Source organism: Stenotrophomonas sp. Sm6012 (assembly GCF_030985895.1).
Lineage (GTDB): Bacteria > Pseudomonadota > Gammaproteobacteria > Xanthomonadales > Xanthomonadaceae > Stenotrophomonas > Stenotrophomonas forensis.
Window position 1 is genome coordinate 1 of sequence record NZ_JAPTFX010000064.1, and the last position, 24447, is coordinate 24447.

At 62.5% G+C, this 24447-nt stretch carries 25 protein-coding genes and 1 pseudogene; 12 read left to right on the forward strand and 14 right to left on the reverse strand.

What is annotated here, in order from left to right; all coding sequences use genetic code 11:
- Window positions 1-21: 21 nt before the first annotated feature.
- On the reverse strand, window positions 22-306 hold the full coding sequence (locus O0J73_RS12445) for a metal-sensing transcriptional repressor (RefSeq protein WP_053448637.1): 285 nt from the start codon (window positions 304-306) through the stop codon (window positions 22-24).
- 51 nt (window positions 307-357) lie between these two features.
- Between O0J73_RS12445 and dmeF the strand changes: the two are divergent.
- Window positions 358-1167 (forward strand): annotated as a pseudogene (dmeF, locus tag O0J73_RS12450) (CDF family Co(II)/Ni(II) efflux transporter DmeF); the annotation flags it as partial.
- Window positions 1168-1173: 6 nt separating this feature from the next.
- On the opposite strand, the gene O0J73_RS12455 reads toward dmeF, so the two are convergent.
- Entirely contained in the window at window positions 1174-1458 is a 285-nt protein-coding gene (locus tag O0J73_RS12455) for a hypothetical protein (protein WP_006437851.1), read from the reverse strand.
- Between the two features lie 90 nt (window positions 1459-1548).
- Between O0J73_RS12455 and O0J73_RS12460 the strand changes: the two genes are divergently transcribed.
- The 3 genes from O0J73_RS12460 (at window position 1549) to O0J73_RS12470 (ending at window position 4180) form a co-directional block, all read left to right on the forward strand.
- Window positions 1549-1965, forward strand: coding sequence for a hypothetical protein (locus O0J73_RS12460; RefSeq protein WP_006437853.1), 417 nt, complete (start codon window positions 1549-1551; stop codon window positions 1963-1965).
- A gap of 452 nt (window positions 1966-2417) precedes the next feature.
- Window positions 2418-3263: an MnmC family methyltransferase gene (locus O0J73_RS12465; RefSeq protein WP_308308815.1), complete on the forward strand. Its 846-nt coding sequence runs from the start codon at window positions 2418-2420 to the stop codon at window positions 3261-3263.
- A 62-nt stretch (window positions 3264-3325) separates the two neighbouring features.
- Complete coding sequence (locus tag O0J73_RS12470; RefSeq protein WP_308308816.1) at window positions 3326-4180, forward strand: hypothetical protein; 855 nt, start codon at window positions 3326-3328, stop codon at window positions 4178-4180.
- Window positions 4181-4300: 120 nt separating this feature from the next.
- Here O0J73_RS12470 and O0J73_RS12475 read toward each other — a convergent pair whose 3' ends face one another.
- A complete protein-coding gene (locus tag O0J73_RS12475; protein ID WP_308308817.1) occupies window positions 4301-5269 on the reverse strand; it encodes a polysaccharide deacetylase family protein in 969 nt (322 codons plus the stop codon).
- Window positions 5270-5310: 41 nt separating this feature from the next.
- Window positions 5311-5961 (reverse strand): hypothetical protein, encoded by a 651-nt coding sequence (locus O0J73_RS12480; protein WP_308308818.1) that lies wholly within the window; start codon window positions 5959-5961, stop codon window positions 5311-5313.
- A gap of 133 nt (window positions 5962-6094) precedes the next feature.
- Between O0J73_RS12480 and O0J73_RS12485 the strand changes: the two genes are divergently transcribed.
- Window positions 6095-6775, forward strand: coding sequence for a hypothetical protein (locus tag O0J73_RS12485; RefSeq protein ID WP_308308819.1), 681 nt, complete (start codon window positions 6095-6097; stop codon window positions 6773-6775).
- Between the two features lie 27 nt (window positions 6776-6802).
- Here O0J73_RS12485 and O0J73_RS12490 read toward each other — a convergent pair whose 3' ends face one another.
- Window positions 6803-6976 carry a hypothetical protein gene (locus O0J73_RS12490; RefSeq protein WP_187299790.1) on the reverse strand — a complete coding sequence of 58 codons (174 nt, stop codon included), beginning with the start codon at window positions 6974-6976 and terminating at the stop codon, window positions 6803-6805.
- A 9-nt stretch (window positions 6977-6985) separates the two neighbouring features.
- A complete protein-coding gene (locus O0J73_RS12495; RefSeq protein ID WP_308308820.1) occupies window positions 6986-7798 on the reverse strand; it encodes an alpha/beta hydrolase in 813 nt (270 codons plus the stop codon).
- Between the two features lie 220 nt (window positions 7799-8018).
- On the opposite strand from O0J73_RS12495, the gene O0J73_RS12500 reads away from it, so the two are divergent.
- The gene (locus tag O0J73_RS12500; RefSeq protein ID WP_308308821.1) at window positions 8019-8498 is read left to right on the forward strand and encodes a DUF4440 domain-containing protein; all 480 of its coding nucleotides are present in this window, start codon (window positions 8019-8021) and stop codon (window positions 8496-8498) included.
- Window positions 8499-8576: 78 nt separating this feature from the next.
- On the opposite strand, the gene O0J73_RS12505 is transcribed toward O0J73_RS12500, so the two are convergent.
- Both O0J73_RS12505 and O0J73_RS12510 read right to left on the reverse strand, forming a co-directional pair.
- On the reverse strand, window positions 8577-9254 hold the full coding sequence (locus tag O0J73_RS12505) for a GAD-like domain-containing protein (protein ID WP_308308822.1): 678 nt from the start codon (window positions 9252-9254) through the stop codon (window positions 8577-8579).
- A complete protein-coding gene (locus tag O0J73_RS12510; RefSeq protein WP_308308823.1) occupies window positions 9251-11104 on the reverse strand; it encodes a PAAR domain-containing protein in 1854 nt (617 codons plus the stop codon). Before O0J73_RS12510 ends, O0J73_RS12505 begins: the two co-directional genes overlap by 4 nt.
- Window positions 11105-11507: 403 nt before the next feature.
- On the opposite strand from O0J73_RS12510, the gene O0J73_RS12515 reads away from it, so the two are divergent.
- The gene (locus O0J73_RS12515) at window positions 11508-12569 is read left to right on the forward strand and encodes a DUF3578 domain-containing protein (RefSeq protein WP_308308824.1); all 1062 of its coding nucleotides are present in this window, start codon (window positions 11508-11510) and stop codon (window positions 12567-12569) included.
- A gap of 51 nt (window positions 12570-12620) precedes the next feature.
- Here O0J73_RS12515 and O0J73_RS12520 read toward each other — a convergent pair whose 3' ends face one another.
- Complete coding sequence (locus O0J73_RS12520) at window positions 12621-13766, reverse strand: YncE family protein (protein ID WP_040009068.1); 1146 nt, start codon at window positions 13764-13766, stop codon at window positions 12621-12623.
- A gap of 233 nt (window positions 13767-13999) precedes the next feature.
- Between O0J73_RS12520 and O0J73_RS12525 the strand changes: the two genes are divergently transcribed.
- The 3 genes from O0J73_RS12525 to O0J73_RS12535 all read left to right on the forward strand — a co-directional run bounded on the left by O0J73_RS12525 (window position 14000) and on the right by O0J73_RS12535 (window position 15717).
- On the forward strand, window positions 14000-14425 hold the full coding sequence (locus O0J73_RS12525) for an energy transducer TonB (protein ID WP_308308825.1): 426 nt from the start codon (window positions 14000-14002) through the stop codon (window positions 14423-14425).
- Between the two features lie 451 nt (window positions 14426-14876).
- On the forward strand, window positions 14877-15245 hold the full coding sequence (locus O0J73_RS12530) for a hypothetical protein (protein ID WP_308308826.1): 369 nt from the start codon (window positions 14877-14879) through the stop codon (window positions 15243-15245).
- Window positions 15246-15345: 100 nt separating this feature from the next.
- Complete coding sequence (locus O0J73_RS12535; protein WP_308308827.1) at window positions 15346-15717, forward strand: hypothetical protein; 372 nt, start codon at window positions 15346-15348, stop codon at window positions 15715-15717.
- A gap of 248 nt (window positions 15718-15965) precedes the next feature.
- Here O0J73_RS12535 and O0J73_RS12540 read toward each other — a convergent pair whose 3' ends face one another.
- From O0J73_RS12540 to aceE, 5 genes are all read right to left on the reverse strand, one after another.
- Window positions 15966-16367, reverse strand: a complete 402-nt coding sequence (locus O0J73_RS12540) for an HNH endonuclease signature motif containing protein (RefSeq protein WP_308308828.1) — start codon at window positions 16365-16367, stop codon at window positions 15966-15968.
- A gap of 320 nt (window positions 16368-16687) precedes the next feature.
- Window positions 16688-17122 carry a hypothetical protein gene (locus tag O0J73_RS12545; protein WP_135968421.1) on the reverse strand — a complete coding sequence of 145 codons (435 nt, stop codon included), beginning with the start codon at window positions 17120-17122 and terminating at the stop codon, window positions 16688-16690.
- Window positions 17119-18066 (reverse strand): AAA family ATPase, encoded by a 948-nt coding sequence (locus O0J73_RS12550; protein WP_308308829.1) that lies wholly within the window; start codon window positions 18064-18066, stop codon window positions 17119-17121. The genes O0J73_RS12545 and O0J73_RS12550 overlap by 4 nt, the downstream gene beginning before the upstream one ends.
- A gap of 37 nt (window positions 18067-18103) precedes the next feature.
- Window positions 18104-19690, reverse strand: coding sequence for an SIR2 family protein (locus tag O0J73_RS12555; protein ID WP_308308830.1), 1587 nt, complete (start codon window positions 19688-19690; stop codon window positions 18104-18106).
- Between the two features lie 21 nt (window positions 19691-19711).
- Window positions 19712-22399, reverse strand: coding sequence for a pyruvate dehydrogenase (acetyl-transferring), homodimeric type (gene aceE, locus O0J73_RS12560; protein WP_046984452.1), 2688 nt, complete (start codon window positions 22397-22399; stop codon window positions 19712-19714).
- Between the two features lie 544 nt (window positions 22400-22943).
- Here aceE and O0J73_RS12565 point away from each other — a divergent pair.
- The gene (locus O0J73_RS12565; protein WP_133936412.1) at window positions 22944-23504 is read left to right on the forward strand and encodes a PadR family transcriptional regulator; all 561 of its coding nucleotides are present in this window, start codon (window positions 22944-22946) and stop codon (window positions 23502-23504) included.
- 60 nt (window positions 23505-23564) lie between these two features.
- Complete coding sequence (locus O0J73_RS12570; RefSeq protein WP_197564262.1) at window positions 23565-24362, forward strand: siderophore-interacting protein; 798 nt, start codon at window positions 23565-23567, stop codon at window positions 24360-24362.
- The last annotated feature ends 85 nt before the right edge of the window (window positions 24363-24447 follow it).

Below are 24447 nucleotides of genomic sequence, written 5' to 3' on the forward strand. Positions count from 1 at the left end.
CCCCCCCCCCGCACTACCCGGTCATTTGCCGTAGCGGCGCAGCAGCTCCACCAGCACCTCGGCCTCGGCCGCGCGCTGCTGCGGATCTTCCGCGCCCACCACATGCTCCTGCAGGTGCTCGTGCAGCAGCTCCATCAGCAGGCTGTGGGCGGCGCCGCGCACCGCGGCGACCTGTACCAGCACGTCCGCGCAGTCGCCGGCCTGGCCTTCGGGCCGGTCCAGCGCCTGCTCCAACGCCGCCACCTGGCCGCCGATACGGCGTACCCGGGTCAGCAGCTGCTTTCGGTTCTTGTGTACATGCGCCATGGCGGGATCATATACCCTATGGGGGTATTCCCTCTACCCCTCGGGTCTGACATGCACCTGGACACCCTCGCCGCCGCCCGTCGCCACGAACACCGCTTCGACGGCGGCAACCCGCTGGCCGAACGCAACACCCGCCGCGCCCTGTGGCTCACCGTCGGCATGATGCTGGTGGAGATCATCGGCGGCTGGTGGTTCAACTCCATGGCCGTGCTCGCCGACGGCTGGCACATGAGCTCGCACGCGCTCGCGCTGGGCCTGTCGGTGTTCGCTTACCGCTGTGCGCGCCGCTATGCACACGACCCGCGCTTCGCCTTCGGCACCTGGAAGATCGAGATCCTGGCCGGCTACACCAGTGCCATCGCACTGCTCGGTGTTGCGGCGCTGATGGCCGTGCAATCGCTGCAACGGCTGTGGGTGCCGGCACCGATCCACTACAACGAAGCCATCGCCATCGCGGCGGTCGGGCTGGGCGTGAACCTGCTCTGCGCGTGGTGGCTGCACGACAGCCCGGGCCACGCGCATCACCACCACGGGCACGGCCACGATCATGGCGACCACCACGCGCAGGATCACGACCACCACGGCCATGCGCACGGTCACGACCTCAACCTGCGCTCGGCCTACGTGCACGTGCTGGCCGACGCCGCCACCTCGGTGCTGGCCATCGTCGCCCTGCTTGGCGGCAAGCTGCTGGGTCTGACCTGGCTGGACCCGGTCATGGGCCTGGTTGGCGCGGTGCTGGTCACGGTGTGGGCGATCGGCCTGCTGCGCGACAGCGGACGCATCCTGCTCGACGCGCAGATGGACGCGCCGGTGGTGGCCGAAGTGCGCGAAGTGATCGAGCAGGGCCCGTGGCCGGCACTACCACTACAGCTTCAGCATCATCCGCAGCAGGTACATCAGCAGCGGCAGCGCGCTCACGACCGCGCCGGCAATGCCGATCCACGGCCAACGCTCGCCGCGCACGCGCGATGCCACGGCAAAGCCGGCACCCACCAGCGCCGCACCCAGCACCGCCACGCCCATCCCCGCGGCCAGGCCATTGCCACCGGCCGCCACCGCTGCCTGCGCGGCCACTGTGCCCGCGCCCCAGCCGACCACCATGCCCAACCAACTGGCCACGCCGCACCACGGTGCCTTGCCCTGCGCCATCCGAAAACCCCTCTTCTCTTGCCGAATTCCTGTACGGGCCGTGCCCGCGTGCTGCCTACACTAGCCGCACCCGCCCCGTAGGGACATCCCATGCGCACGCTCCAACTGCTGCTGCCCGGTGCCCTCCTGCTGCTCACCGCCTGTAGCGGTGATGCCGGGCTCCCCTTCTCGGCCGATCCCCTGCAGGGCTGTTTCGCCACCAGCGCGCGCAAGCCCGCCGACTTCCGCATCGAGAAGGAAGGCGGCCAGTACTTCGTCTCCTTCAACCGCGATGGCCAGTGGCAGCGCGAATCGAATGCCCTGCACAAGGCCAGCAACAGCGAGATCAGCCGCTACTTCCGCGATGACGCTGCGCAGATCGACAGCGCACTGATCCGCATGGCGGGGGGCTTCGGCATCTTCCATTTCAACAAGGGCGCCACGCTGAAGGGCAAGGCCAGCGACAGCGACTACATGGCGCTGATGCTGATCGGCGCCGGGCCGGTGTATGCGGTGAAGTGCCCGTAATACGCAATGATTCTGATGGCCTTATGGCGCGGAGTGGGCACATCCTCTGGTCTTTGAGGAACGTTCCATGATGCTCTTTCTGCTGCTTGCGATAGGTGTCGCCAAGACCCAAGGCGCTTATGACCAAGTCCAGGAACTACCTGATGGCCAGATTCTGCTGATGCGCACTCTGGATTGGGATCTCGGCGACGGCAGCCACGAACGGGTCACCGTGCACTGGCTGCTGCGGGAGGATGGGACCATGCGCTACGACTTCGATCGTCAGCCACCCGAAACCCAGGAGGTCCATCGACGCTCGTGCGCGCTGCAGGGCATGCAGCCCTCACGTGGTGTCGGCATGATTGCAGGGGAAGGAACCACCCACGGCTTCACCTGTACCCACGTCGAGCCCCGTCTCGGCCCTGCAACAGCTGCGGTACCATGCCCTCCCCCGAACCGCCCCGGTACCCGCCGTGCCCCATTACACCGGCCCCCTGCTGACCCGCGACAGCGCCGACACCCTGCGCCGTGCCCATGACAAGGGCGCCGCCGACTGGCAAGGCTCGCTTGATCTGGGGCGCAGCCAGGACACCGTGGCACTGGATGCCGACGGCTTCCACTTCCGCGGCCAGGTCTACCCGTGGCCGGGCAAGCTGAAGGACCGCACGCTGTACTACTGGGATGGCGAGGAGTTCGCGCCGATCTCGCGCTACAGCGGCTCGCTGATCAAGCTGGTGCCCACCGAGTGGGGCGCGCCCACCTTCGAGATCGACGGCATCAAGATGCTGCCGACCTCCAAGCTGTCGCCGTTCGAGGATGCACGCCGCAAGGTCGAGCTGGTCGCGCCGGCCGGCAAGATCATCCTCGATACCTGCGGCGGCCTCGGCTACTTCGCCGCCTGCGCGCTGGAAGCCGGTGTCGGCCAGATCCGCTCGCTCGAGAAGAACGCCGACGTGATGTGGCTGCGCACGCTCAACCCGTGGTCGCCGGACCCGGACTCGGCCGCCGCCGGGGGCCGCCTGCAGTTCAGCCACGGCGACGTCTCGCAGCAGATCGAGCAGGTGGCCAGCAACAGCGTCGACGCGATCCTGCATGATCCGCCGCGCTTCGGTATTGCCGGCGAACTCTATTCGCAGACGTTCTACGACCACCTCGCCCGCGTCATCCGCAAGGGCGGCCGCCTGTTCCACTACACCGGCGCGCCGAACAAGCTGACCAGCGGCCGCGACGTCCCGCGCGAAGTGGCCAAGCGGCTGGAAAAGGCCGGTTTCAAGGCGGAGTTGGCGCTGGACGGCGTACTGGCGGTGCGCCGCGCCTAGCGCAGAGGTTCAAGATCATTGCCGGCATGCCGATAGCGTAGAAAGCCTCTCGGAACACCAGCATGTCGAACCCACGGCCATGGAAGGCAGCATTCACCAATCTAGGCAAGTTCATCGGGGAAGTCATCAGCAAGATCGTGATTCCAACCTGCATGGTCTTCATTGCATTCGCCGCTCACCAGTTGGCATCGCGCTCCGAAGATCAGCGGCGGGAGGAACAGAAGCAGACCGGGATCGAGGACAGAGCGTTCAAGAATGCAAGCATCGGCCACCAGCAGAGCCAGGCCGATAGACAGCTTGATCAGATGATCATGGCATTCATGGAAAAGTATGAAGCCCAGATCGTGTCCCGGGACGAGCAGGTATTCCTGCACCTCCTCGACCGAGCAAAGGCTTACTTCTCCGAAACGGATTTCCGGCTCGTCCAAGTGCGCATCATCTCCTTCCGAGCGAGCGCATTGAGCCTCTCCAGCGAGAGCGACGTAGGCCAGGCTTCGGCCAACGTCCCCGCGCCAGCTGCCCACCCTCCCACGGCCGAGGATTACCTGAGAGCAGGCAGAGATGCGCTGGTCAGCGGAAAGGCCAACCTTGCCTTTCAGTATTTCCAGGCCGCAACAACCGTTGATGCCTCCAACGCAGAGGCGTGGAACGCACGTGCATATGCCGGTCTGCGCACATCCAATCTTGCTGATGCGAACGAGAGCATCGTCAGGGCCATCCAGCTGTCGTCGGGCGCAACCGGCAAGGTTCGCATGGATACTGTCATCAACGCAGCCAAGATCCAGTGCGTGGGCATCGGCCGTGACACGGGTATTCGCTACCTTGAGGCGCACTACGAGAAGGTACCTGGGCTGAGAGAGCGCGCCTCACAGGATGGGGAACTGTCAAAGATGTGCGCGAGCGGCACGATCGGCTGATCAAGGATCACTGGAGCATTGGATTACACGCCCCATTCTCCAACCGGGTGAACGGGGCAGATCCGATGCTTCAGCGCCGGGGGCGATCTCCGTTGCGGGCAACACCCGCAGCGCTGGGCCTCATTCCGAATCCACCTTCGCCAACGTCATCACCCACTTCGGCACCACCGGTTCCCCGGCGTAGAAGTCCTTCGGCTTCTTCTCCGCCATCGCCCAGCGGTGCAGCCAGCTGGGACCGTAGCGGCCGTTGTAGCCTTCGGCGCCACGCGCATAGGCCGGGTCACGCATCGCTTCGTCCAGCGACACGAAGCGATAGCCACGCCGCTTGGTCGCCGCCACCAGTTCGGCAAACGTGGCCGCGTTGAGCTCGTTGGCGTGCATCAGCCACACCTGCGGCAGCGCATAGCCCAGCAGTGCCTGCGACTGCTTTTCGTAGTAGTCCAGCTTGTTCAGCATGTACGGCACATAGCCCTTGCGCAGCTGTGCCAGCGTCGCCTCGCGCTCGGCGGAATCGGGCTGCTCGTTCATCACGTTGGCATAGGCGAACGCCCACACCCACTCACCGTTGTCGACCGTCACCGGCGCCACGCGGTAGCCGTGCTGCTTGAAGAACGCGTCCATCTGCACGCGCTCTTCCGCAGTCCGCCCGGCGCGCAGGTAGGGGTGGCGCATCCACTGTGGCACCTGCCCACGCTCGGCCAGCAGCGGCCGCAGCACCGTTTCCCCACGCAGGAAATCCTGCTGGAACGCCGCCACGCCCTTGGCGTTCAGGTCCATGTGCGAGTACGTGTGGTTGCCCAGCACATAGCCCGCGTCCAGCCAGTCGCGCAGCATCTGCACGCGCGCAGGCTGCACCTGCCCGTCCACCTCAAGCTTGTTCTCGTTGACGAAGCCCACCACCGGCACATCCGCCTGGCGCAGCTGCGCCATCAACGCGGCATGCCGCGCCTGCAGATCCGACGGCGCGATCTCGTCCACCCGCGCCCACGGCAGGTCATCGATGGTCACCGCAATGCGGCGGTCCACCTCGGCCGCCTGCACCGCCAGCGACAGCAACAGCAACGGCAGGGCTCGCAACAACGCACGCATCAGCACTTCCTTGTCGGGGCAATGCGTGGACTGTAACGCGATCAGGTAGGCGTCCGCATACCCTTGGCCGCCGCACGCCACAGCACGATACTGGCTACCATCGCGGCCACCAGCAGCGATACCGCCATCATCGCCAGATCATCCGGGTTGCGCTGCAACGGGGCGTACTCGCGGGTGAGCACGTGCAGCACCACCTGCTGGGCCTGTGCCAACGGCATCCGGCCCTGCTCGGTCAGGTCCACCAGGCATGCCGCCGGCGACAGCCTCGCCACGCTGCTCCACGCATCCTCGTACAGGTGCAGCGTCCACCCTGCCAACGCCAGCACGCCCACATGCAGCGCCACCAGCCCACGCCGCAGCCTGCCCAGGCGGTACTGTTGGGGCATGGCACGCAGCGCACAGACCGTTGCCGCACCGAGAAGCGCCAGCAGCGTGCCCACCAGCGGAATCCAGCGCAGCGGTTGCCAATCATCCAGCGCTTCCGCGCGCGCCAGCAGTTGCTCGGCCACGCGCAGGCGCGCCACGGGATCGGGACCACCGCAGCCGTCCACCACCGGCACCAGCAGCAGATCCACGCGGGAGTGGAAGTAGCCGGCCCCCAGGCCAAGCGACAGCAGCGCCACCAGCTGCAAAAGAAACACCATCACCCCCGGTCCGAACAGGCGGCCGAGGCGGGAAACAGCAGAGCGCATCGATTCATCCATGACAACAACGCGCCATGCTATCCAGCCACACCACCGCTGTCGGCTGGCAGATACGACAACAGCTGGCGCCTATCGGTAGGATGTCGATTGAAGTGGATGCATATGTGAGGACGTGCACAGGATGGTGATGTTGTACCTGGTGGTGCGAACACTGCTGCCACTGCTGGCATTCGCACTGGCGGCGTGGGGGGTGTCACGCCTGATCAAGGCGCGCGTTGCCCGCCTGCCGCCGGTTCCGCTGAACCTGCCTGCGCACAGCAACAGTCCGCGCAAGAAGGACCGACGCCTGTACGCACGTGCACTGCGTCGTCGGCCAAGCCTGCGCACCGCAACCCGCCCCGCCAGCGCACCGCGCCGCTGGCATCTGCTGGGCGTGATGGTGGCGATCGCTGCGCTGGCAGCCACGGTGGTGGCCATGCCCGACGGCGCGCGCTTCCAGGTGATGGTCGAGAGCGTGCGCGGCTACCCGGTCACGCTGGCTGAAGTCCGCGTTCCGGTGGCGGCACAGGCCGTGGTGCTGCAGCGATGGCGGCCCTCGCTGGCGCCGCTGGCGCGCCCGGTAACGATGCGCTATCCGATCGGCCGCTTCGGCGGCGACCATGAAGCACGCGCACGGCTTCCGGTGCAGATCCGCCACCTCGACGATCGATTGCAAGTGGCGCTTCCCACCGCCGTGGATGCGGTGGCATTGCAGGCCGAGCTGGCACAGCGGTCTGGCCTGCCGGCCGGCGCGGTTTCGGTGCGCCAGGCGCGGGTAGCGCCCTGGATGGACGCCGGCTGGGAACCGCTGAGCGACCCCTAGCGCCCAGCCCGCGCTCGGCTGCCAGGCTTACACCTCGCGCGGCAGCTTGGCGGCCCACATGTTGTCGACCAGATTCGGATACGGGCGCCCGTTCTCCTCCGCCCGCTGCCGCGCTGCCTCTTTCTGGGCAGGCGACAGCGGCTGGGATTTCTGGCCCTTGGGGTTGGGCTTCTTCCACGGCGGGGTTTCGGTCTTGCGCATGGCGCCAGCTTACTTCTTCAGGAAGTTCAGCAGCGCCAGATTGAAGTGGTCGGCATGGCTGGTGTTGCAGCCGTGCGGCGCGCCTTCCAGGATCACCACCTCGCTGCCCGCAACGGCCTGGTGCGTGCGCTGGCCCGAACCTTCGAACGGGACGATGGCATCGCTGTCGCCGTGCAGGATCAACGTCGGTACGGTGATCTTCTTCAGGTCATCGCGGAAGTCGGTGGTGGCAAAGGACTGCATGCAACCCAGCGCCGCCGTCTGGTCGGACTGGTGGCACAGCGCGATCGCCGCCTGGCGCTGCTCTTCGGTCACCATCAACTTGCCATCGGCGCTGAAGAAGTCGCGGGTGAAGCCATCGAAGAAGCTCTCGCGGTCCTTCTCCAGGCCGCTGCGCATCTCATCGGCCTTGTCCTGGGTCAACGGCCCGTCCGGGTTGTCGTCACTTTTCAGCAGGTAAGGCGGCACGGCGGCGGCGAACACCACGCTATGCAGGCGGTCCTCGCCGTGGTTGGCCACGTAGCGTGCCACCTCGCCACCGCCCATCGAGAAACCGACCAGCGTCACGTCGCGCAAGTCGCGTTCTTCAATCAGCGCGGCCAGGTCCGCCGCCAACGTGTCGTAGTCGTAGCCGTCAGCGGGCTTCTCGGAGCGGCCGAAGCCGCGTCGGTCATAACTGATCACCCGGTACTGGGCATCGCGCAGGATAGACACCTGCGTCTTCCAGGCATCGGCTGACAGCGGCCAGCCGTGGATCAGGATGACCGGGCGGCCATCGCCGCCGGTGTCTTCAACGTGCAGGCGGATGCGGGAGGCAGGCATGGGGGCTCCTGTGGAAGGGAAGAGTTGCAGGCTAGAACCCCGCCCCTATGCCGCCCGTGAGGGAATCGCGGCGCGCTGTGACACGGCGTGCACAGGCTGAAGGGACGCCCGCCCCGCCAGATACCAGTTTCATCGCGTCCAGCGCCGGTTTCGTCGCAGCACGGCGGCAGGGTGCGGTGGGGCGTGCCAGCCTGCGCGGACCACTTCCGGGAGATTCGCCATGCTGCTGCTCACCCTGCCCCTGCTGGCCGCCGGCCTTGCCGCTGCCCCGACCGCGCCGAACAGCCTGCGCGAACAGATCCGCCAGGCCGATACGCAGCTGTTCGCCGCCGCGTTCGATGCCTGCGACGCCGACAAGGCCGCGTCGATGACCACCGAAGACATGGAGTTTTTCCATGACAAGGCCGGCAAGTCCGCCAGCAACCGCGACGACTTCCGGCGCAGCGTGGCCGCCCTGTGCGAAAGCAACCGCGCCAACCACACGCACCTGCGCCGTGAGCTGGTGGAAAGCTCGCTGCAGGTGTTTCCGCTGCACGACGAGCGGGCGCTGGAGATCGGCGATCACCGCTTCCACGAGCGCGATGCGAAGGGCGTGGAGCGCTGGACCGGCCAGGCGCGCTTCATCCAGGTGTGGCGGCGGGTGGATGGGCAGTGGCAGGTGGAGCGGGTGATCAGCTATGACCATCGGCCGGCGGATTGATCGGCGCGACGTCATGTAGAGCCGAGCCCACGCTCGGCTGTGGTTCGGTGGATGGATTAGGCGTCCTGACCCGCTGGTTCACAGCCCTCGCTTCTTGGCCTCAGCCACAATGTCGGCCATGACCCGGCGTTCTCCCAGCTGGGCGAGGAACAGCAGGTGTTCGGCGGCATTGACCTTCTTCAGGTGATCGAGCCGGCATGGCCCACCGAGTGCAAGTGCCGGGACGAAGCCATACATCTCGTCGTACGACAGCGGGCCTAGCAACCTCTCGGCTCTGTGGAAAAGGGGCTCATTCCTCTCGTCGGTTTGATCCTGGCCGGACCGCTTCACCATTGCTATCCACGATGCCACCAGAAAGTCCGCTCCTCGCTCACTCATCCAGCGTGAGTTTTCGCTCGGGAAGATCATTGCCCATTTGCAGTCAATGGTCAGCCTGAGCCCTGTTCTTGCCCCCAGCACTTCCATATCACCAAATGCACTTCGACCAATGACGTAGTAGTCGTCTTTTCCATAGAACTCGGTCCCGTACAGCCAGCTCTTCAGAACCTCGGAATAGTCATCAGGATCAGTCATCCAGAACAGTCCACGGCCGTAACCGGAAAAGCCATACGCTCTCCAGTACTCCAGTAGCCTCCCTGGCAGCTTTCCCTGGTAATGAGCCAGTTTCGATTGGGACACCGGCCGCGTGTCCACTGCTGGTCCGAAGCCTTCGTCCACGTAGAAGAGCTCGAACTCTTCGTCGACCATTTCGATCATCTGCATCGCTCCAGCCCGCCGTTCATTCTGGTTGACCTTCTCTCGCCCACTGGCACTTGCCTTGCTGCTTCATCCAATTCCTGAACCCGCGTAGTTTGGTCCTTCCTGGCACGACTCCATTGCCGGCCAATGGTTTGATTGACCTCTCCATCGCCGAAATCATCAATTCTGTCCTTGCCACCTGCAATCAGATCAGGATTGTGAAGCGCATTTAGAACCCTCATCTGCTCATCGGCATGCTCCGCCGCCAGTCGCCTCGCTTCCCTTGCTGAGCGGTCCGGGGTGTTCAGTTCTCTGAACCTCTCTTCCTCAACCTTGCTTCTGTGCCTCTCCCTTGCGTCTTGAGCGGCCTTCTTGTCTCGGTTCTTCGGATCAAAAGCTGTTCTACCAGCAAGGTAATCCTCCACACTCATATCGTTCAGCCCCTGCTCCTGCCCCTTCAACTGCCGATCCATCTCCGGGTACTTCGATGCTGGCAGCTTCTGCGGGCTGAAGCACGGCAGCTGCTTCCGCGGCATGCGCCTGGGTAGCCGTGGCGTCTCCACATTCCGATTGCCATCGGGCGTGCGGTTGCCATCTGCCTGTCGGCGTTTGCGGTGCTTCAGCGCCTTCGCCAATCCCTTGAACGCGTCCTCCACTTCCTCCATCAGGTGCAGCAGTCGCGAGCCGATTCGGATGGCCGTTCGCCCGGCCTTGGCTGCCGCGTAGCCAAACCCCGCCGCGCCCCCCAGCTCCACCGTCACCGCGGCCAGCAGGATGGAGACCACCACATCCATCATGATCTGCGCGCCGAAACGCGCCTGCACATTCTCTTGTTCGTCCGGTGGCACCGCGTCCCACCAGGCCACGGCGAAGGCCGGTAGCTGCTGGGTGATGGCCGGATCTTCGATCAGCAGGTTGAACAGTTCCTTGGCTTCGCTGGCAGCCGCCATCACGGTGTCGCCCGCCGCGCGCATCGTGGCGATCTTGCGGTCCATGGCATCGCGGTCGCCCGTCAGCAGCAGGCGCGTCCATTCGCGTATCTCGCGGTCGGTCTTGTACATCAACACCGCCAAATCGACGGCGGTCTCGACCGTTCCCACCACGTAGTCCCAGGCGCCCTGCCCGGTGCCCAGCGCCTGATTGCCGCGCTGTAGGCCCCAGCGCTTGAGCGCGCCTGCGTCGTCCCATTGCTGCCACGCCGTGGCCATATCGCTGCGGGTCTGCGCAACGATCGCGTCCAGCGCTGACTTGAGCTTCGCGCGCGCCGCGAGGATGGGCGCATCGTCGTCATCGTTCAGGTCAGGCTGAAACAGCAACTGGAGCGTCTGCACCGGGCCAACGACAACGTCCGGGATGCGTGCGCGGCCTGCGTCATCCAACTGGCCGGTCACCACCCGGTCGTCGGGCAGCATCACCTGGTAGCCCACGCCCCGTACCGGCGTGCGGTCGAGGTCACCGTAGTGGTAGTGCAGCAGGATGTCTTGCTTGCTGGGTGGCGCTACGTCAGGCTCATGCGCAGCGGTGCCTGAGGGTACGAATCCCGCTGACGGTGCAGCGTTGCCAGACGGTGGGGACGCCGCTTGCGGCCCAGCGCCTCCGCCCGCTTCCACCGTCACCGTGCTCTGCCGCGAGGCCAGCAGACGGCAACCGCAGGCCAGCGAATCCCCGTGGCGGGCCAACGGCTGGCCATCGATCAGGAAGCTTTCATCGCCGGTGACGATGGCGAAGAAGCCACCGTGCTTCGGGCAACTGGCCTTGTCGCCCACGCGCGCGATGGCGATGTTGTTGATGAAGGTGCTGGGCGCACCGGTTAACACTTCGCCGCCACCGGTGGTGCGGTCGCCGACCACGATCACAACCCGCTGCATGCGCGCTCCCTCGCTTGATGCTGGGGAAGGAGGCTAGTGAGCGGCTATAGGCGTCGGGCGGGAAAAGCGGGTTTTTGCAAGTAGTCCTAGTGTGATCGCGGCTATCAGGATGATCTGACTCTCTAAAGGCTCTTCCGACTGCCCGGCAAACAGGCCGATCCCGACGAGCATCGCTGAGCGTAGCTGCGTCCTCATCGTCTCCGCACCAGATCGGCGGACTCACGCTCTAGGCCCGGTGTCCGCGTAGCCCGAAACCCTCAGAACGCCGGCCTGCGACTATCCCCGTCGCAATCAACACCAACTTGATACGCATTGCAGATGGATAGGCCTGCATGCATTAATTGCGCCTATCGAAAACCGTGCAGGGTGTGGGATGGGAATCAGGGAAGAGTTGCGCAGGGTCATGGAACTGCAATCTGAGTACAGCTCGCTGGCCACCACCGCCATGAACGAGCGCGGCCAGATCATCAGGCACCAACTTCCCTCCATCCTTCGAGAAGATGCTGAGGCGCTTCGCACCGCGGCGGATATCGCACAGGGCGACTTCCTGCTTGAAGGGGGAGATGGCGTCGGTCGAAGGGCACTTGTGCCGTGGGTGCGGTTTGCTTCGCGAGTTCGATCCCCCAAGGCCACTGATGGCTGGTATGTGGTGTGGCTGTTCCGGGAAGACGGCTCCGGGGTTTACCTAGCGCTCTCGCATGCCTCCACCAAGAACGTGGATGGCGACTTCATCAAGCGGTCTACCGATGAAGCCCAGCGCCTGACAACGTGGGCGCGTGAGGTTCTGGCGAGCGATATTCCCAACGATCCGCGCGTCCACCATTCCATGACCCTTGGCTTTGGCGACCTGGCAAAGGCTTACGAGAGAACCACCGTAGTTTCGTACTTCTATCCGAAGGCGGAGGTACCGCCCGATGAGCAACTGCGAGCTGACATGCTCTCTATGGCGCGGCGCCTGAAGAGCATCTATCGCGGTGAACCCGCACAGAAGCGCAGCGGGCAGACCTCACCAGACGTCATTGCGGTGGTGGAGGCCATCGAGGAGGCCGCTTCAGGTCGCGAGAAAACAGGCCAAGGCTTTGGGCTTACGCAACCGGAACGCCGTGCCGTGGAGCTACGCGCGATGGCACTGGCCAAGAGCTACTTCCATGGCAAAGGCTATGCAGTTGAGGACACCAGTAACCACGCGCCTTACGACCTGAAGATCGTCAAAGACAGCCAAACACACTACGTCGAGGTTAAGGGCACAACCGGTGGACTGGGCGATATTGTGCTTACGAAGAACGAGGTTCAGCATCATCTGAACCATCATCCCAACAACGCCCTGTTCGTTGTTTACGGCATTCAGCTACACACACAGAACGGCACGCCCATTGGAACGGGTGGCACTGACCACGTTCAACAGCCCTGGCTGATCTCGAATGATCGCCTGCAACCTCTGGCCTATCGCTACCGTATCGAGTGAAAGAGGGCCCGAACGGCCCCGCCACATTAGGACGGGGCCGTACCTTGTGCCTTACAACTGAATCCGCGCCACGCTCTCGTCAGCGCCCTTATCATCCTTCTCGCCGTTCTTGATGCTCACGAACAACACGTTGTTCTTCGCATCCAGCGCCAGGCTGTTCGGGTGGGTCGGCACCTTGTAGGTGGCCACCTTCTGATAGCTGTCACTGTTGTACGCCGTCACCGTGCCCGCTTCGCGGTTGGTCACGTACAGGCGCTTGCGCGGTGCGTCCAGCAGGATGCCCAGGGGGCCGGCATCGGTCGGGATGCTGGCCAGTTCCTTGCCGGTGCTGCGGTCGAGCACCAGCACGCGCTGGCCCGGGTGCTTGCTGACCAGGCCGCTGCTCTTGGCCTGGTAGCCACGCAGGAATTCCGAGCCTTGGTCGGTCACGAACAGGCGCTTGCCGGCCGGGTCCAGCGCGATGTTCATCGGCTGCTCGGCGGCGATCTTGTGCTGGGCCACCACCTTGTTCGAATCGGTGCCCACCACCACCAGGTCGGCCAGCAGGTTGCTGGTGTAGACGCGCTTGTTGGCCGCATCCAGCGCCAGGCCCGGCGCCTTGGCGTTGCCCAGGCCGTCGATGGTGTTGATCACCTTCAGCGTGGTGGTGTCGATCACGAACAGCACGCTGCTCACGTCCGGCTGGCTGCTGTGGCCGGTCACGTACAAGCGGTTGCCGGCACTGTCCACCACCAGCTCGCGCAGGTCATGGGTGTAGGCGGCCTTGCCGTCCTTGCCGGTCTTCTTCTCCATCAGCTGGATGGTGCCGATGGCCTTGTTCTGTGCGGTGTCCACCACGGTCACCGACAGGTCCACGGTATTGCCCACGTACAGGCGATTGTGGGCGTCATCCAGCACCACGCCGAACGCCTTGCGCTCCAGCGGGATGCGGGTTTCCACGGCCAGCGTGGCCGGGTTCAGACGCAGCACCTGGGCCGGGCCGGCGTCATCGCCGAAGCCACCGGACGAAGCGACGAACACGGCGTTCTGTTTCGGGCTGTAGGCCAGTTCGTACAGGCCCTTGGCCACGGCCTGGCGCTGCACGGCGGTGCTGGCACTTGCGGCGGGGGCGTTATCGGCGAACGCAGAGGGCACGCCAAGGCTGAGCGAGACGGCAAGGGCCAGGGCGGCCGAGCGGAGAGCGGAATGAGGGAACATGCGAGCATCCTTGAAAGGGCACGGGAGGGTGTCCTGGCTCGCTGGGCCGTACTGCGACGGCCCGCTCCGGCGCGGTTTGCGCGGGGTGGGCTGGCTGGGTTGCGGGGGGAATGTTAACAGGTGGGGGGCGTGGCGTGCGTCTGCACGCGTATGGCAGGCGCGCGGATTCGGCATTCAGATCACTGCGTGGAGGCGGACGCTATGCTGTTACCGCACCGGAATGGAAACCACGCATGCCCCGTTTGAACGCTGCCCTAGCACTGACCCTCGTTCTGATGCTGCTGGGCGCTATGCCTGCCATGGCCATGGATACAGACCCCCGTATTTCCACGGAGGTGTTTGTAGAAGCCGGGGACAACCCCACCTTCAAACTGCAGCAGGCGCCTGCGGTGGTGTATTCAACGGCACCGGTCACTGCCGCCGACACGTTGCCGCAGTTTGCTTTGCAGGTGCGGTTGGTGGCTCAGCTGGATGAGCTGGGCCACGTAACCAACGTGATGGTGACGCGGTCCAGCGGGCGGCGGGAGTTTGATCGTGCGGCGCTTGATGCGGTGGGTGAGTGGCGCTTCGATCCGGTCGTGGTTGAAGGTGTCGCGAAGCATGCGCGGGTTCGGGTGCGCTTGATCTTCTCGCCGGCGGCCGAGGCGCCTGCCTCCTGAACCGCTGATCCAGCCTGTCGTAACTGGCCTGCACCGCAGGCGTGGCCGCGGGCATTTCTGTGCTTTGGGTCAAAAACGCCAAGTCCTTCAAGACCATTGCGGCGCAATCGCTTGATGGCTTAACACCGTGTGCGACAATGCCGAAAGCGTCAGCACTGGCAGTCGCCGGTTCTGGATTTTCTTGGCATTTGGCAGCTGCGCGGGTATCTCTTGGCGTGCCACCGGAAAAGGGTGGCGCGGGACTCGAAAACCCGTGTAACTGCCAGCTGTAGCCGCTCGCCAGCCGGCGTCACCTTTTGTGTGGCGCCGGCTGGCAATCCGTTCGCGTTCCATGGCGGGCGGTGCGTGGGGGTCTTCGGACCCGCCGGTCTGGCATTTACCGGTTTTCGAGCCCGCACCGTCCGCCACCTTTATCGGTGGCGCTGCTTTCTGTCCTGTACGGAGCATTGCCATGAGTGCAACGAAGCTACCCGGTGTGAACACCCGACGCGATCCGGCCAACACCGATCACGAAGATGCATCCTCCCCCTACCCACTTGGATTTATCGCCACACTGCATCGCATTGGCGCGGGCGCCGCTGCCGATGGGCAGCCCTGGCCCGAGCGCAATCTGAGCCTCGGGCGCAGCATGCAGATGGCCGATGCGGATTGCGCGCTGGGTGGCCTGCGCGTGGTGGCGGAGCTGATGCTGGCGGCGGAGCGCACGCGACAGAACGGCACCGACGAAGAGTACGTGGGGGATCGGGTGATGGAGGGGTTGAAGATGGCGTGTGTGGCGTTGACTGTGATGGCTACGGAGCGGGTGCAGGGGCAGAGGTAGCCCAGTTGGACTCAGCGATCTGTCGCGTGATTGCTGACTCTCCGCGCGCTATCGGCCAACCGTACTGTTTCTGGTCCACCTCCTATCTGCAGAGCGTCCAATGAGGCCTGTGATCTATGGCGTCGTCCTGTTGGCGGCGCTGTGTGCGGCGATCGACAGCTGTCATGTACCCAAGGCTGGCTTGCAACTGCGGACCTTTCCGAAAGTCTCCGACGCTGAGTTTGCTGTCATGCGCGAGGAGGCCGTTCGGCTTGTGAGCGGGGGCCAGGTGCTGGACACGCGGCACTTGGGAGAGAGGTACTTCGAGGTCAGTTGCGACGGCAAGCCCGTGATGGTGGTGGACAACTCGTTGGAGCAGCTTGTGATTGTGCTGTATGCACATGCGGAAACTGATGTCCCTTGCGTCGTGCCGGTGCTATCGATTTGGAGTACGCGAACTGTCTCTGAACAGGCGTACCCAGACTGGAAATGAGTACAGCAGCTTGGGCGCCACGCTAGACGCCCTCTCTAGTGCGCAGTGGAACCGCAGGCGAAGTCGTGATACCCGATTGCACGCCTTAAATGCCGCAGGCCCTTGTTCAGCCACAGCCCCCGCGTTAGGGGTGGATCTACCAAACAGTCGCGCTGCGGGTTGTCTGCAATCGGAGAGGTAGCTGGCTAAGGAAGCAAAGAATGCGATTCGTCGCTTGATTGCCGATTCCTCTTACCTGATCCATCTGCTTAGGAGCCTCTCGTTTGTTGCTTCTTCCTGCTGCGCTCTGCTGAAACTCTAGCGTGATCTTCAAGCAGCCTTGCACCGGGCTTGTCGGCAGGCATCGGAGGCTTCCGCAGCTGGACGCCGTGCAACTCATCGTAGGGAGATCGCCGTGCACTGTTAGCGATTTGAACTGCGAAATGCTCATTGTTCCACAGCAGACCAAGATTAAATAGGGCATGAACGTCCGCTCGCAGCAGCAGCCCGTTGTCGACTTTGTTGGTGTGGTCACCGCGATAGGGGCTGAAGTGTGCCACCTCAAGAAGCTCGGCAATCTTGCAGCCCGTGACCGCGCACACCTTGCCATAGGCCTTTAATAGCTTGCGACGAAATGCCCTCTGTCCGCGGCGCACGTAGATAGCACGCAACTCTTTGTCCCGCTGGTCCTTTCCGTCCGTCGCTTGGGATTCCTGTTCGGCCGCTTCTCTGGCTTGGAATAGCGTCGCGCAGTTCGTCGTTTGGCACAAGCGGACGCCATCTGAGAGTTCTATCGATTGCCTCTGTTCGTCTACAGTGCTCTGCCCGCAGTGGAAGCGGGTTGCGCACGCGGGGCAAATACATCTGCCATGGAAGAACAGAGCTCTCCACCTACCCAGCACCACTGACGAATCACCACGACAGACCTGGAGCAGGGCCCCCCTCTGTGCCGATTCTTTCAGGCCACAATTAGGCATTACCCCGGGAGTATTTAACTACGCCGCGCCGCCTCGCGAATAACTTCATGCGCATTTTCATTCTCCACCATGCTTACTATTTTTTCACCGAGAATATGGAGATTGGGAAAACTCCTCATCGATCCTGCAGGAACTCCAAATCGATGAATGGCTAGTAGCTCCATTTCGCGCCGTGAAAAGACTCCATCAGAGATCGCACGTGAAATTTGATCATTGCTAAGTCTGAGTAACGATTCCAAGTCTGGCTCAGATCTTTTTGCACCACCTCTTACCTCCAGCGCCCCCTCAATCTCATTCAACGCCGTCTTTGCGAGAAATCTCGAAAGGCGGCGCGCTGCGATTACAAGCTCCTCAGATTCTGGACCGGCACTATGAAGAACGGGCTCAATGGCTCGAACATACGCAGCCAGCACCTTGTATGGATTCGATTTTGAATTACTCTTTTTCACGCTGAGTCAATCCTCTGCTTAAGCTCTGTGCAAATTTTTGTCATCATTGATTTGACGTCGAGCGTCGCATTTGCACCCCAATACTTCCAAACAGGCCAACCAGCGTTCACAGATTCAGGGACGCCGATGTAGTGACGACCGACTTCATTGGTAACGGCCACTCCCCACTGAGACCTTAGGCCGGCGAGTCGCTCGGTATGGATGTTGGTCATTCCCGATGCAGCATTGCCGGCAGTCTTAACGAGTGATGGCACAATGGCCGCCATTCTCGTTGTGGGGACATATGCAGCTGGAACGTCGCTGTCTGGAACTCTTGCCGATTGCCTCAAATACTCGAGTTTCTTATCTATCTTTAAGTCCACCAACCCTTGGAAATGCGTCACACCTCGAGAAGATAGCTCGTCAGGAATGACGGGAACAATGTACGAATGACTGGCGGCCAATGCGTTCTGACTAACTATTTTGGTGGCAGGCGGGCAGTCAAAAATAACATAATCATACCTCGAGTGCGCATCAATCTCATCGAGCCACTTTGAGATGAGCGTCCGCTTTTCCCAGTCGGAAAGAGATGCATTCCCGAAATTCGTTGATGCTAGATCGATTTCAGTGTCATCCAGCTCAAATTGTGCAGAAACGAAATCCAGGCTAGGGTAAAAATCGTATCGACCATCCTTAGCATTGAAAGGATTCTTCACTATTATTTCGTCGCCAGGCATCTGAATTTTTCTACTGGAGAAAGATTCAAAAAGATTATTAATAGTCAGCTTCTTGGCGACCGAATCATTCCACAGGCGCTGACCTAATATTACTATTGAGAGACTAGACTGGTGATCGACATCTACGACGAGGACACGAGATGTATCAGCGAGATAGCACGCCAAATGGAGCGAAAGAGTAGTCTTGCTCACCCCGCCCTTAAAATTTATGACTGATACAGCCTTCAACGCACACCTCCCTGTTTAAGCATTAATTAAATGACCGTCACCAACCCCAACGTAACTTATCGTAGTACGCAGCCAGCTTCCGAAAATAACTTGCGTACGTCGAATTAGCATTTCTCATGGTTTCAAAATTGTCGGCAAGAAATGCTCCGAGCCCGCCGAGGTCAATTTTATCAACAGAAAGAAACCCTATGTACGCAGCCGCGTGCTCAGGAGAAAATGTCGATATAATCTGAGATGAATCCATGCCCTTGCACTTTGACTTGAATCCCCTCTGGTAATAATCAGAAGCCCTGTAATCGCGAATTGGACGAACAACCCACTTATCCAACTTGAAGTCAGATTTATTATACTCGGCAAGACTCTTCACCCCCACGGCGCGCAGATATTTAAAAACTGGAACATTGGGGCTATTTTTTCCTGCACTCTTAATGACTGTCCGGAGGATAGATTCCGCGTCGTAGGAGCGATCCTTTATTATGAGATCCGAGAACAGGTCTAAGGCGGTTATGGATGTATAGCCAACGGCAGACAACCCCTTGGAAACGACCCCCACACCTACAACAAATTCAATCTCCGAGTAATCGCTAATTGACTCCATGTCCACCACACAGAGCTTCGCACCGGGATCTGAAGACTTGATTACCTCATACATCTGCTCTTTACAGAACCGAAGGACGCGAGCTGGAATCTTTCGCTTTGTTGATTCTATTGCGGAATATACCAAGCCGAAGTCATTAGTCCGAACGAGCACCATGGGGATTTGAACCCCATCTATGGTGAAGTACGTCTCTGAAACTGAATCCGAATCACCCGGCTCCGGGCGCTGAACAAATATCAGATTCTTTCGCAGCCTATCAACATTCCCCGGGCCAATACAAAGCGATATTGATCGCAGCAGACTCTTTATGTTGATGTCAGACAAAGAGTACCCAATAAATACTACCGGATGTTCAACAAATACCGTTATGAGCTTAGCTGCGAGATACACATTTTGTGAGGCAAACAGATCATAGTCGTCAGACGTCAACATTAATGAACTCGGCTCAGAGCAGCTGCCGTGAATTTTATAGATCTCGCCGATCTCCTGTGGACTGGAGAATAGCAACTCATTCTGTCCAACGTAGACCTTATATCCCGGGAAGATTTCTTCGATTAGGCCATCCCAGTTGGTTGTAATGACACCATCCACATTGAGACGGGTCAACATCTCCACCTCTTCTTTAAAATCAGAAGACATGGCCAGCTGAAGATTCAAATTAGAGAGATACTTGCAAATCTCAATTCTCAGCGCGGAAGATTCGCTATGAATTCGATCTTTGTTGATCGAACGACTTTCCTCGTATCCCGGCTCAGTCCACCATCGCTCATTGAAATCTCGCGCAACCGCTTTGGCTGCTAGGGGATAGTCACTATTCGCGGTAGCCAGATATCGCTCAAAAGGTCGATCCGGACCGCAGAACCGCTGCAAAAGACCTTTCCAATCTTCCAGGCCTAGATAGCGCCTGGAAAAACCTGAGCCCAAAAAAAGAAATGGCCCAGAAGACCTGGATCCAAAGAGATTACTCAATTCGGCTTTTATGGACATCCCTTCCCTCTCAATACAAGTGAGGGTGGCAAATGCCACCCTCACTGAGTATCCCGCTAATCAAACCCCAACAGGATTAGCCTTCTCCGGATCAATCTTGTACTGCTTGATCGCCCGGGCCACATCCTTCGCGGTCATCTTCCCTTCCTTCGCCAGCGCCGCAATCGCGGCATGCGCGATGTAGTACCGGTCAACCTCGAAGAACCGACGCAGGTTCGCACGCGTATCCGAACGGCCAAACCCATCCGTACCCAGCACGGTGTACGACATCGGCACGAACGCACGGATCTGGTCCGCATACGCACGCACGTAGTCGGTGGCGGCAATCGCCGGGCCCTGGCGGCCTTCCAGCAGCTCGGTCACGTAGGCCTTGCGCTGCTCACCTTCCGGATGCAGGCGGTTGGCACGTTCCACGTCGAAACCATCGCGACGCAGTTCGTTGAAGCTCGGGCAGCTCCAGATGTCGGCGGTCACGCCGAAGTCCTTGTCCAGCAGCTCCGCCGCGGCAATGGCTTCGCGCAGGATGGTGCCCGAGCCCAGCAGCTGCACGCGCAGCTCGCCCTTCTTCGGCTTGCCGGCGTCGGTCAGCAGGTACATGCCCTTGACGATGCCTTCGGCCGCGCCTTCCGGCATTTCCGGGTGGGTGTAGTTCTCGTTCATCAGGGTGACGTAGTAATACTCGTCCACCTGGTCTTCCATCATGCGCTTGGTGCCGTGCTGCAGTACCACGGTCACTTCGAAGCCGAAGGTCGGGTCGTAGCTGCGCACGTTCGGGATGCCACCGGCCACCAGATGGCTGAAGCCATCTTCGTGCTGCAGGCCTTCACCGTTCAGCGTGGTGCGGCCGGCGGTGCCACCCAGCAGGAAGCCGCGGGTACGCATGTCGGCGGCCTGCCAGGCGATGTCGCCCACGCGCTGGAAGCCGAACATCGAGTAGTAGATGTAGAACGGCAGCATCGGCACGTTGCTGACCGAGTAGCTGGTACCGGCGGCCATCCAAGAGCTGATCGCACCCGGCTCGCTGATGCCCTGCTGCAGCACCTGGCCGCTCTGGTCTTCGCGGTAGAACATCAGCTGGTCGGCATCGACCGGCTTGTACTTCTGGCCGAACGGCGCGTAGATACCGATCTGGCGGAACAGGCCTTCCATGCCGAAGGTACGGGCTTCGTCGGCCACGATCGGCACGATATGCGGGCCCAGTTCCTTGTCACGCAGGGTGATGTTCAGGCTCTGCACGAACGCCATGGTGGTGGAGTAGCTGCGCTCGCCGCTGCTCTTCAGCAGGCGGTCGTAGGCTTCCAGCTTCGGCGCCACGAAGGTCTTGTCGGCCTTGCGGCGGCGCTGCGGCAGGTAACCGCCCAGCGCGGCACGGCGTTCCTGCAGGTACTGCACTTCCGGCGAATCCGGGCCCGGGTGGTAGAACGGCACCTGGCCGTCGGCCAGCTGCGCGTCGGTCACCGGAATGTTGAAGCGGTCGCGGAAGTGGCGCACCGCTTCGTCGTCCAGCTTCTTGGTCTGGTGGGTCGGGTTCAGTGCCTCACCGGCGCTGCCCATGCCATAACCCTTCACGGTCTTGGCCAGAATGACGGTCGGCATGCCCTTGGTGTTCACGGCCTGGTGGTAGGCGGCGTACACCTTGTGCGGGTCGTGGCCACCACGGTTCAGGCGCCAGATGTCGTCGTCGCTGAGGCCGGCGACCATCGCAGCGGTTTCCGGGTACTTGCCGAAGAAATGCTCGCGGGTATACGCGCCGCCGAAGGCCTTGCAGTTCTGGTATTCGCCGTCGACGGTTTCCATCATCAGCTTCTTCAGCACGCCGTCGCTGTCCTTGGCCAGCAGGGCATCCCAGTAACCGCCCCACAGCAGCTTGATCACGTTCCAGCCGCCGCCACGGAACACGCCTTCCAGTTCCTGGATGATCTTGCCGTTGCCGCGCACCGGGCCGTCCAGGCGCTGCAGGTTGCAGTTCACCACGAAGATCAGGTTGTCCAGGCCTTCACGGCCGGCCAGCGCGATGGCGCCCAGGGTTTCCGGCTCGTCGCTCTCGCCGTCGCCGATGAAGCACCACACCTTGCGGTCGGACTTCTCGATCAGGCCACGGTTTTCCAGGTAGCGCATGAACTGCGCCTGGTAGATGGCGGCCAGCGGGCCCAGGCCCATCGACACGGTCGGGGTCTGCCAGTACTCCGGCATCAGCCACGGGTGCGGGTACGAGGACAGGCCACCGCCGTCCACTTCCATGCGGAACTTGTCCAGCTGCTCTTCGCTGATGCGGCCTTCCAGGAAGGAACGCGCGTAGATGCCCGGGGCGCTGTGGCCCTGGATGAACAGCAGGTCGCCCGGGTGGTTTTCGCTCGGGGCGCGCCAAAAGTGGTTGAAGCCCACGTCGTACAGGGTGGCACCGGAGGCGAACGAGGCGATGTGGCCGCCCAGGTCACCCGGCTTGCGGTTGGCGCGGACCACGGTGGCCATCGCGTTCCAGCGGATGATCGAACGGATGCGCCATTCCAGCTCGGCATTGCCCGGGCTCTTGGCCTCGAGCTGCGGCTCGATGGTGTTGACGTACTCGGTGGTGGGAGAGAACGGCAGGTAGGCGCCCGAACGACGGGTCAGTTCCACCATGCCTTCCAGCAGCTGATGCGCGCGCTCGGAGCCCTCGACATCAATAACGGCCTTCAACGACTCGATCCACTCCTGGGTTTCCACAGGATTCGGGTCGTTGTTCAGCACCTCGTTCAACCAGTTCATTAGCGCTCCCATAACCGCACGCACGCGCGCGACTGTTGTATAGATTTCTAGACCGCAAAGTGTAGCGCACCAAGGGCTTTCGTCACTTGGCTACGCAGGCGTATGGATGCAACCGGCCAGTGTCCGCAAGGGGCTTGCAAGGGCCCGTGATGGCCCTGCGGCGGGCCTTGGCGGCTGCGCGGGCTGTCGCTTGCGGGCCGCTGCGGCCATGTGCAGGACGCAGTGTTACCGCTGCCGATGGCGGTTGTAGGGCAACGCCGGCACCACGGTAGGTGGAGGCCGGGGCGTGGTTCTGAACCGGCGACAACATGTCGCAGCCGCCTCTGGATCGGGACCGCCGATGGGCCCAGCGTGGGTCGCGAGTGATGGGCCTGGCGCCCTGCTCCCTTCCACAGTACCGCCGGGGCGCCCCGCAAGGGGCGCCCCTTTTTCTGTGCGCGCGGCCGGCCGTGGCCCAAAACGGGGCTGCTTGTGGCCGGATCGATGATTGCCGGCTTCGATATATCGATATATCGTTTGCACACTCGTTTACCGATATATCGAAATGAGCCGTACCCCCTCTCCCAGAGCCCGTTCCACCGATCCGGCGGTGCCGCGCCGCAACGGCCAGCCGCGGGTGCTCAGCCGTGGCGACCTGCGCCTGCTGGTGCTGGCCCTGATCGGCGAGCAGCCGCGCCATGGCTACGAGCTGATGCAGCTGATCAGCAACCAGTTCATGCAGGCCTATACGCCCAGCGCCGGCACCATGTACCCGCTGCTGGCCAGCTTCGAGCAGGCCGGCTGGATCGAGGCCGAGGAAGTGGACGGCAAGCGGATCTTCCGCATCACCGCCGCCGGCGAGTTCGAGCTGAAGGTGCAGCGCACCCAGGTGCGGCTGGCGCAGCGACGCGCCTTCGACCGCGCCCGCGAGATCACCAAGGCCTCGCTGCCGCCGCCGCTGGCAAGCGCCCTGCGCGAGTTCAAGCGGGCGCTGGTGCACCACCACGGCCGCTGGGCCGAGGGCGAGGCGGACGAGGTGGCGGCGCTGCTGACGCGGGCCTCGGCCCTGCTGAACGGTACCGCCGGTAGCGAGGCATCACCGCTTTCAACGACCCAGCCAGACTGACTCCAGCCAGGTCCTCCCCCATGCCGCGCGCCCCCGCGCGACCCTTTTACAGGTATCCCCATGACCGAACACAACAACACGCGCCTGCGCCTGGATGTGCGCTTCCGTGAACTGACCGTGCTGCGCACCGAGGAAGTCACCCCGCACATGCGCCGCGTGGTGCTGGGTGGCGACGATCTGGCCGGTTTTGATTCGCCTGGCGCCGACGACCACATCAAGCTGTTCTTCCCCAACGCTGCGGGCGAGATGGTGCTTCCGGTACTGACCGCCGAAGGCCGCAGCTACCCGGCAGGCAAGGAGCCCTCGCCGGCCCGCGACTACACCCCGCGCTGGTGGGACCACGAAACCGGCGAGCTGGCCATCGACTTCGTGCTGCACGACCAGGGCATTGCCGGGCCGTGGGCCGAGCAGGCCCAGCCGGGCGACGTGCTGGTGATCGGCGGCCCGCGCGGCTCGTTCGTGGTGGCCGACAGCTACGACGCCTATGTGCTGATCGGCGATGAAACCGCGCTGCCGGCCATCGCCCGCTGGCTGGACGTGCTGCCGGACGGCGCCGAGGTGCAGGCCTTCATCGAAGTGAGCGATGAAGCCGAGCGCCAGGACCTGCCGCAGTACGAGAACGTGCGCATCCACTGGCTGGAGCGCAACGGCTTCCCGGCGGCCAGCAGCACGCTGCTGGAAGACATGCTGACCGACTTCGAAGCACCGGACGGCGATGTCTTCTACTGGATCGCCACCGAATCGCGTCGCGCCCGGATGATGCGCAAGTTCATCGAAGGCCACCTGGGCGTGCCGCGCGACTGGATCCGCTCGACCGGCTACTGGAAGGCCCACCCGGACGAAACCGACGGCGATTGACCGGCCCGGGGTCAGATCCCTTGCACCGGGGGTAGTGCCGGCCGCTGGCCGGCAACCGCAACAGCTGCAATGTGAGGGATGACGG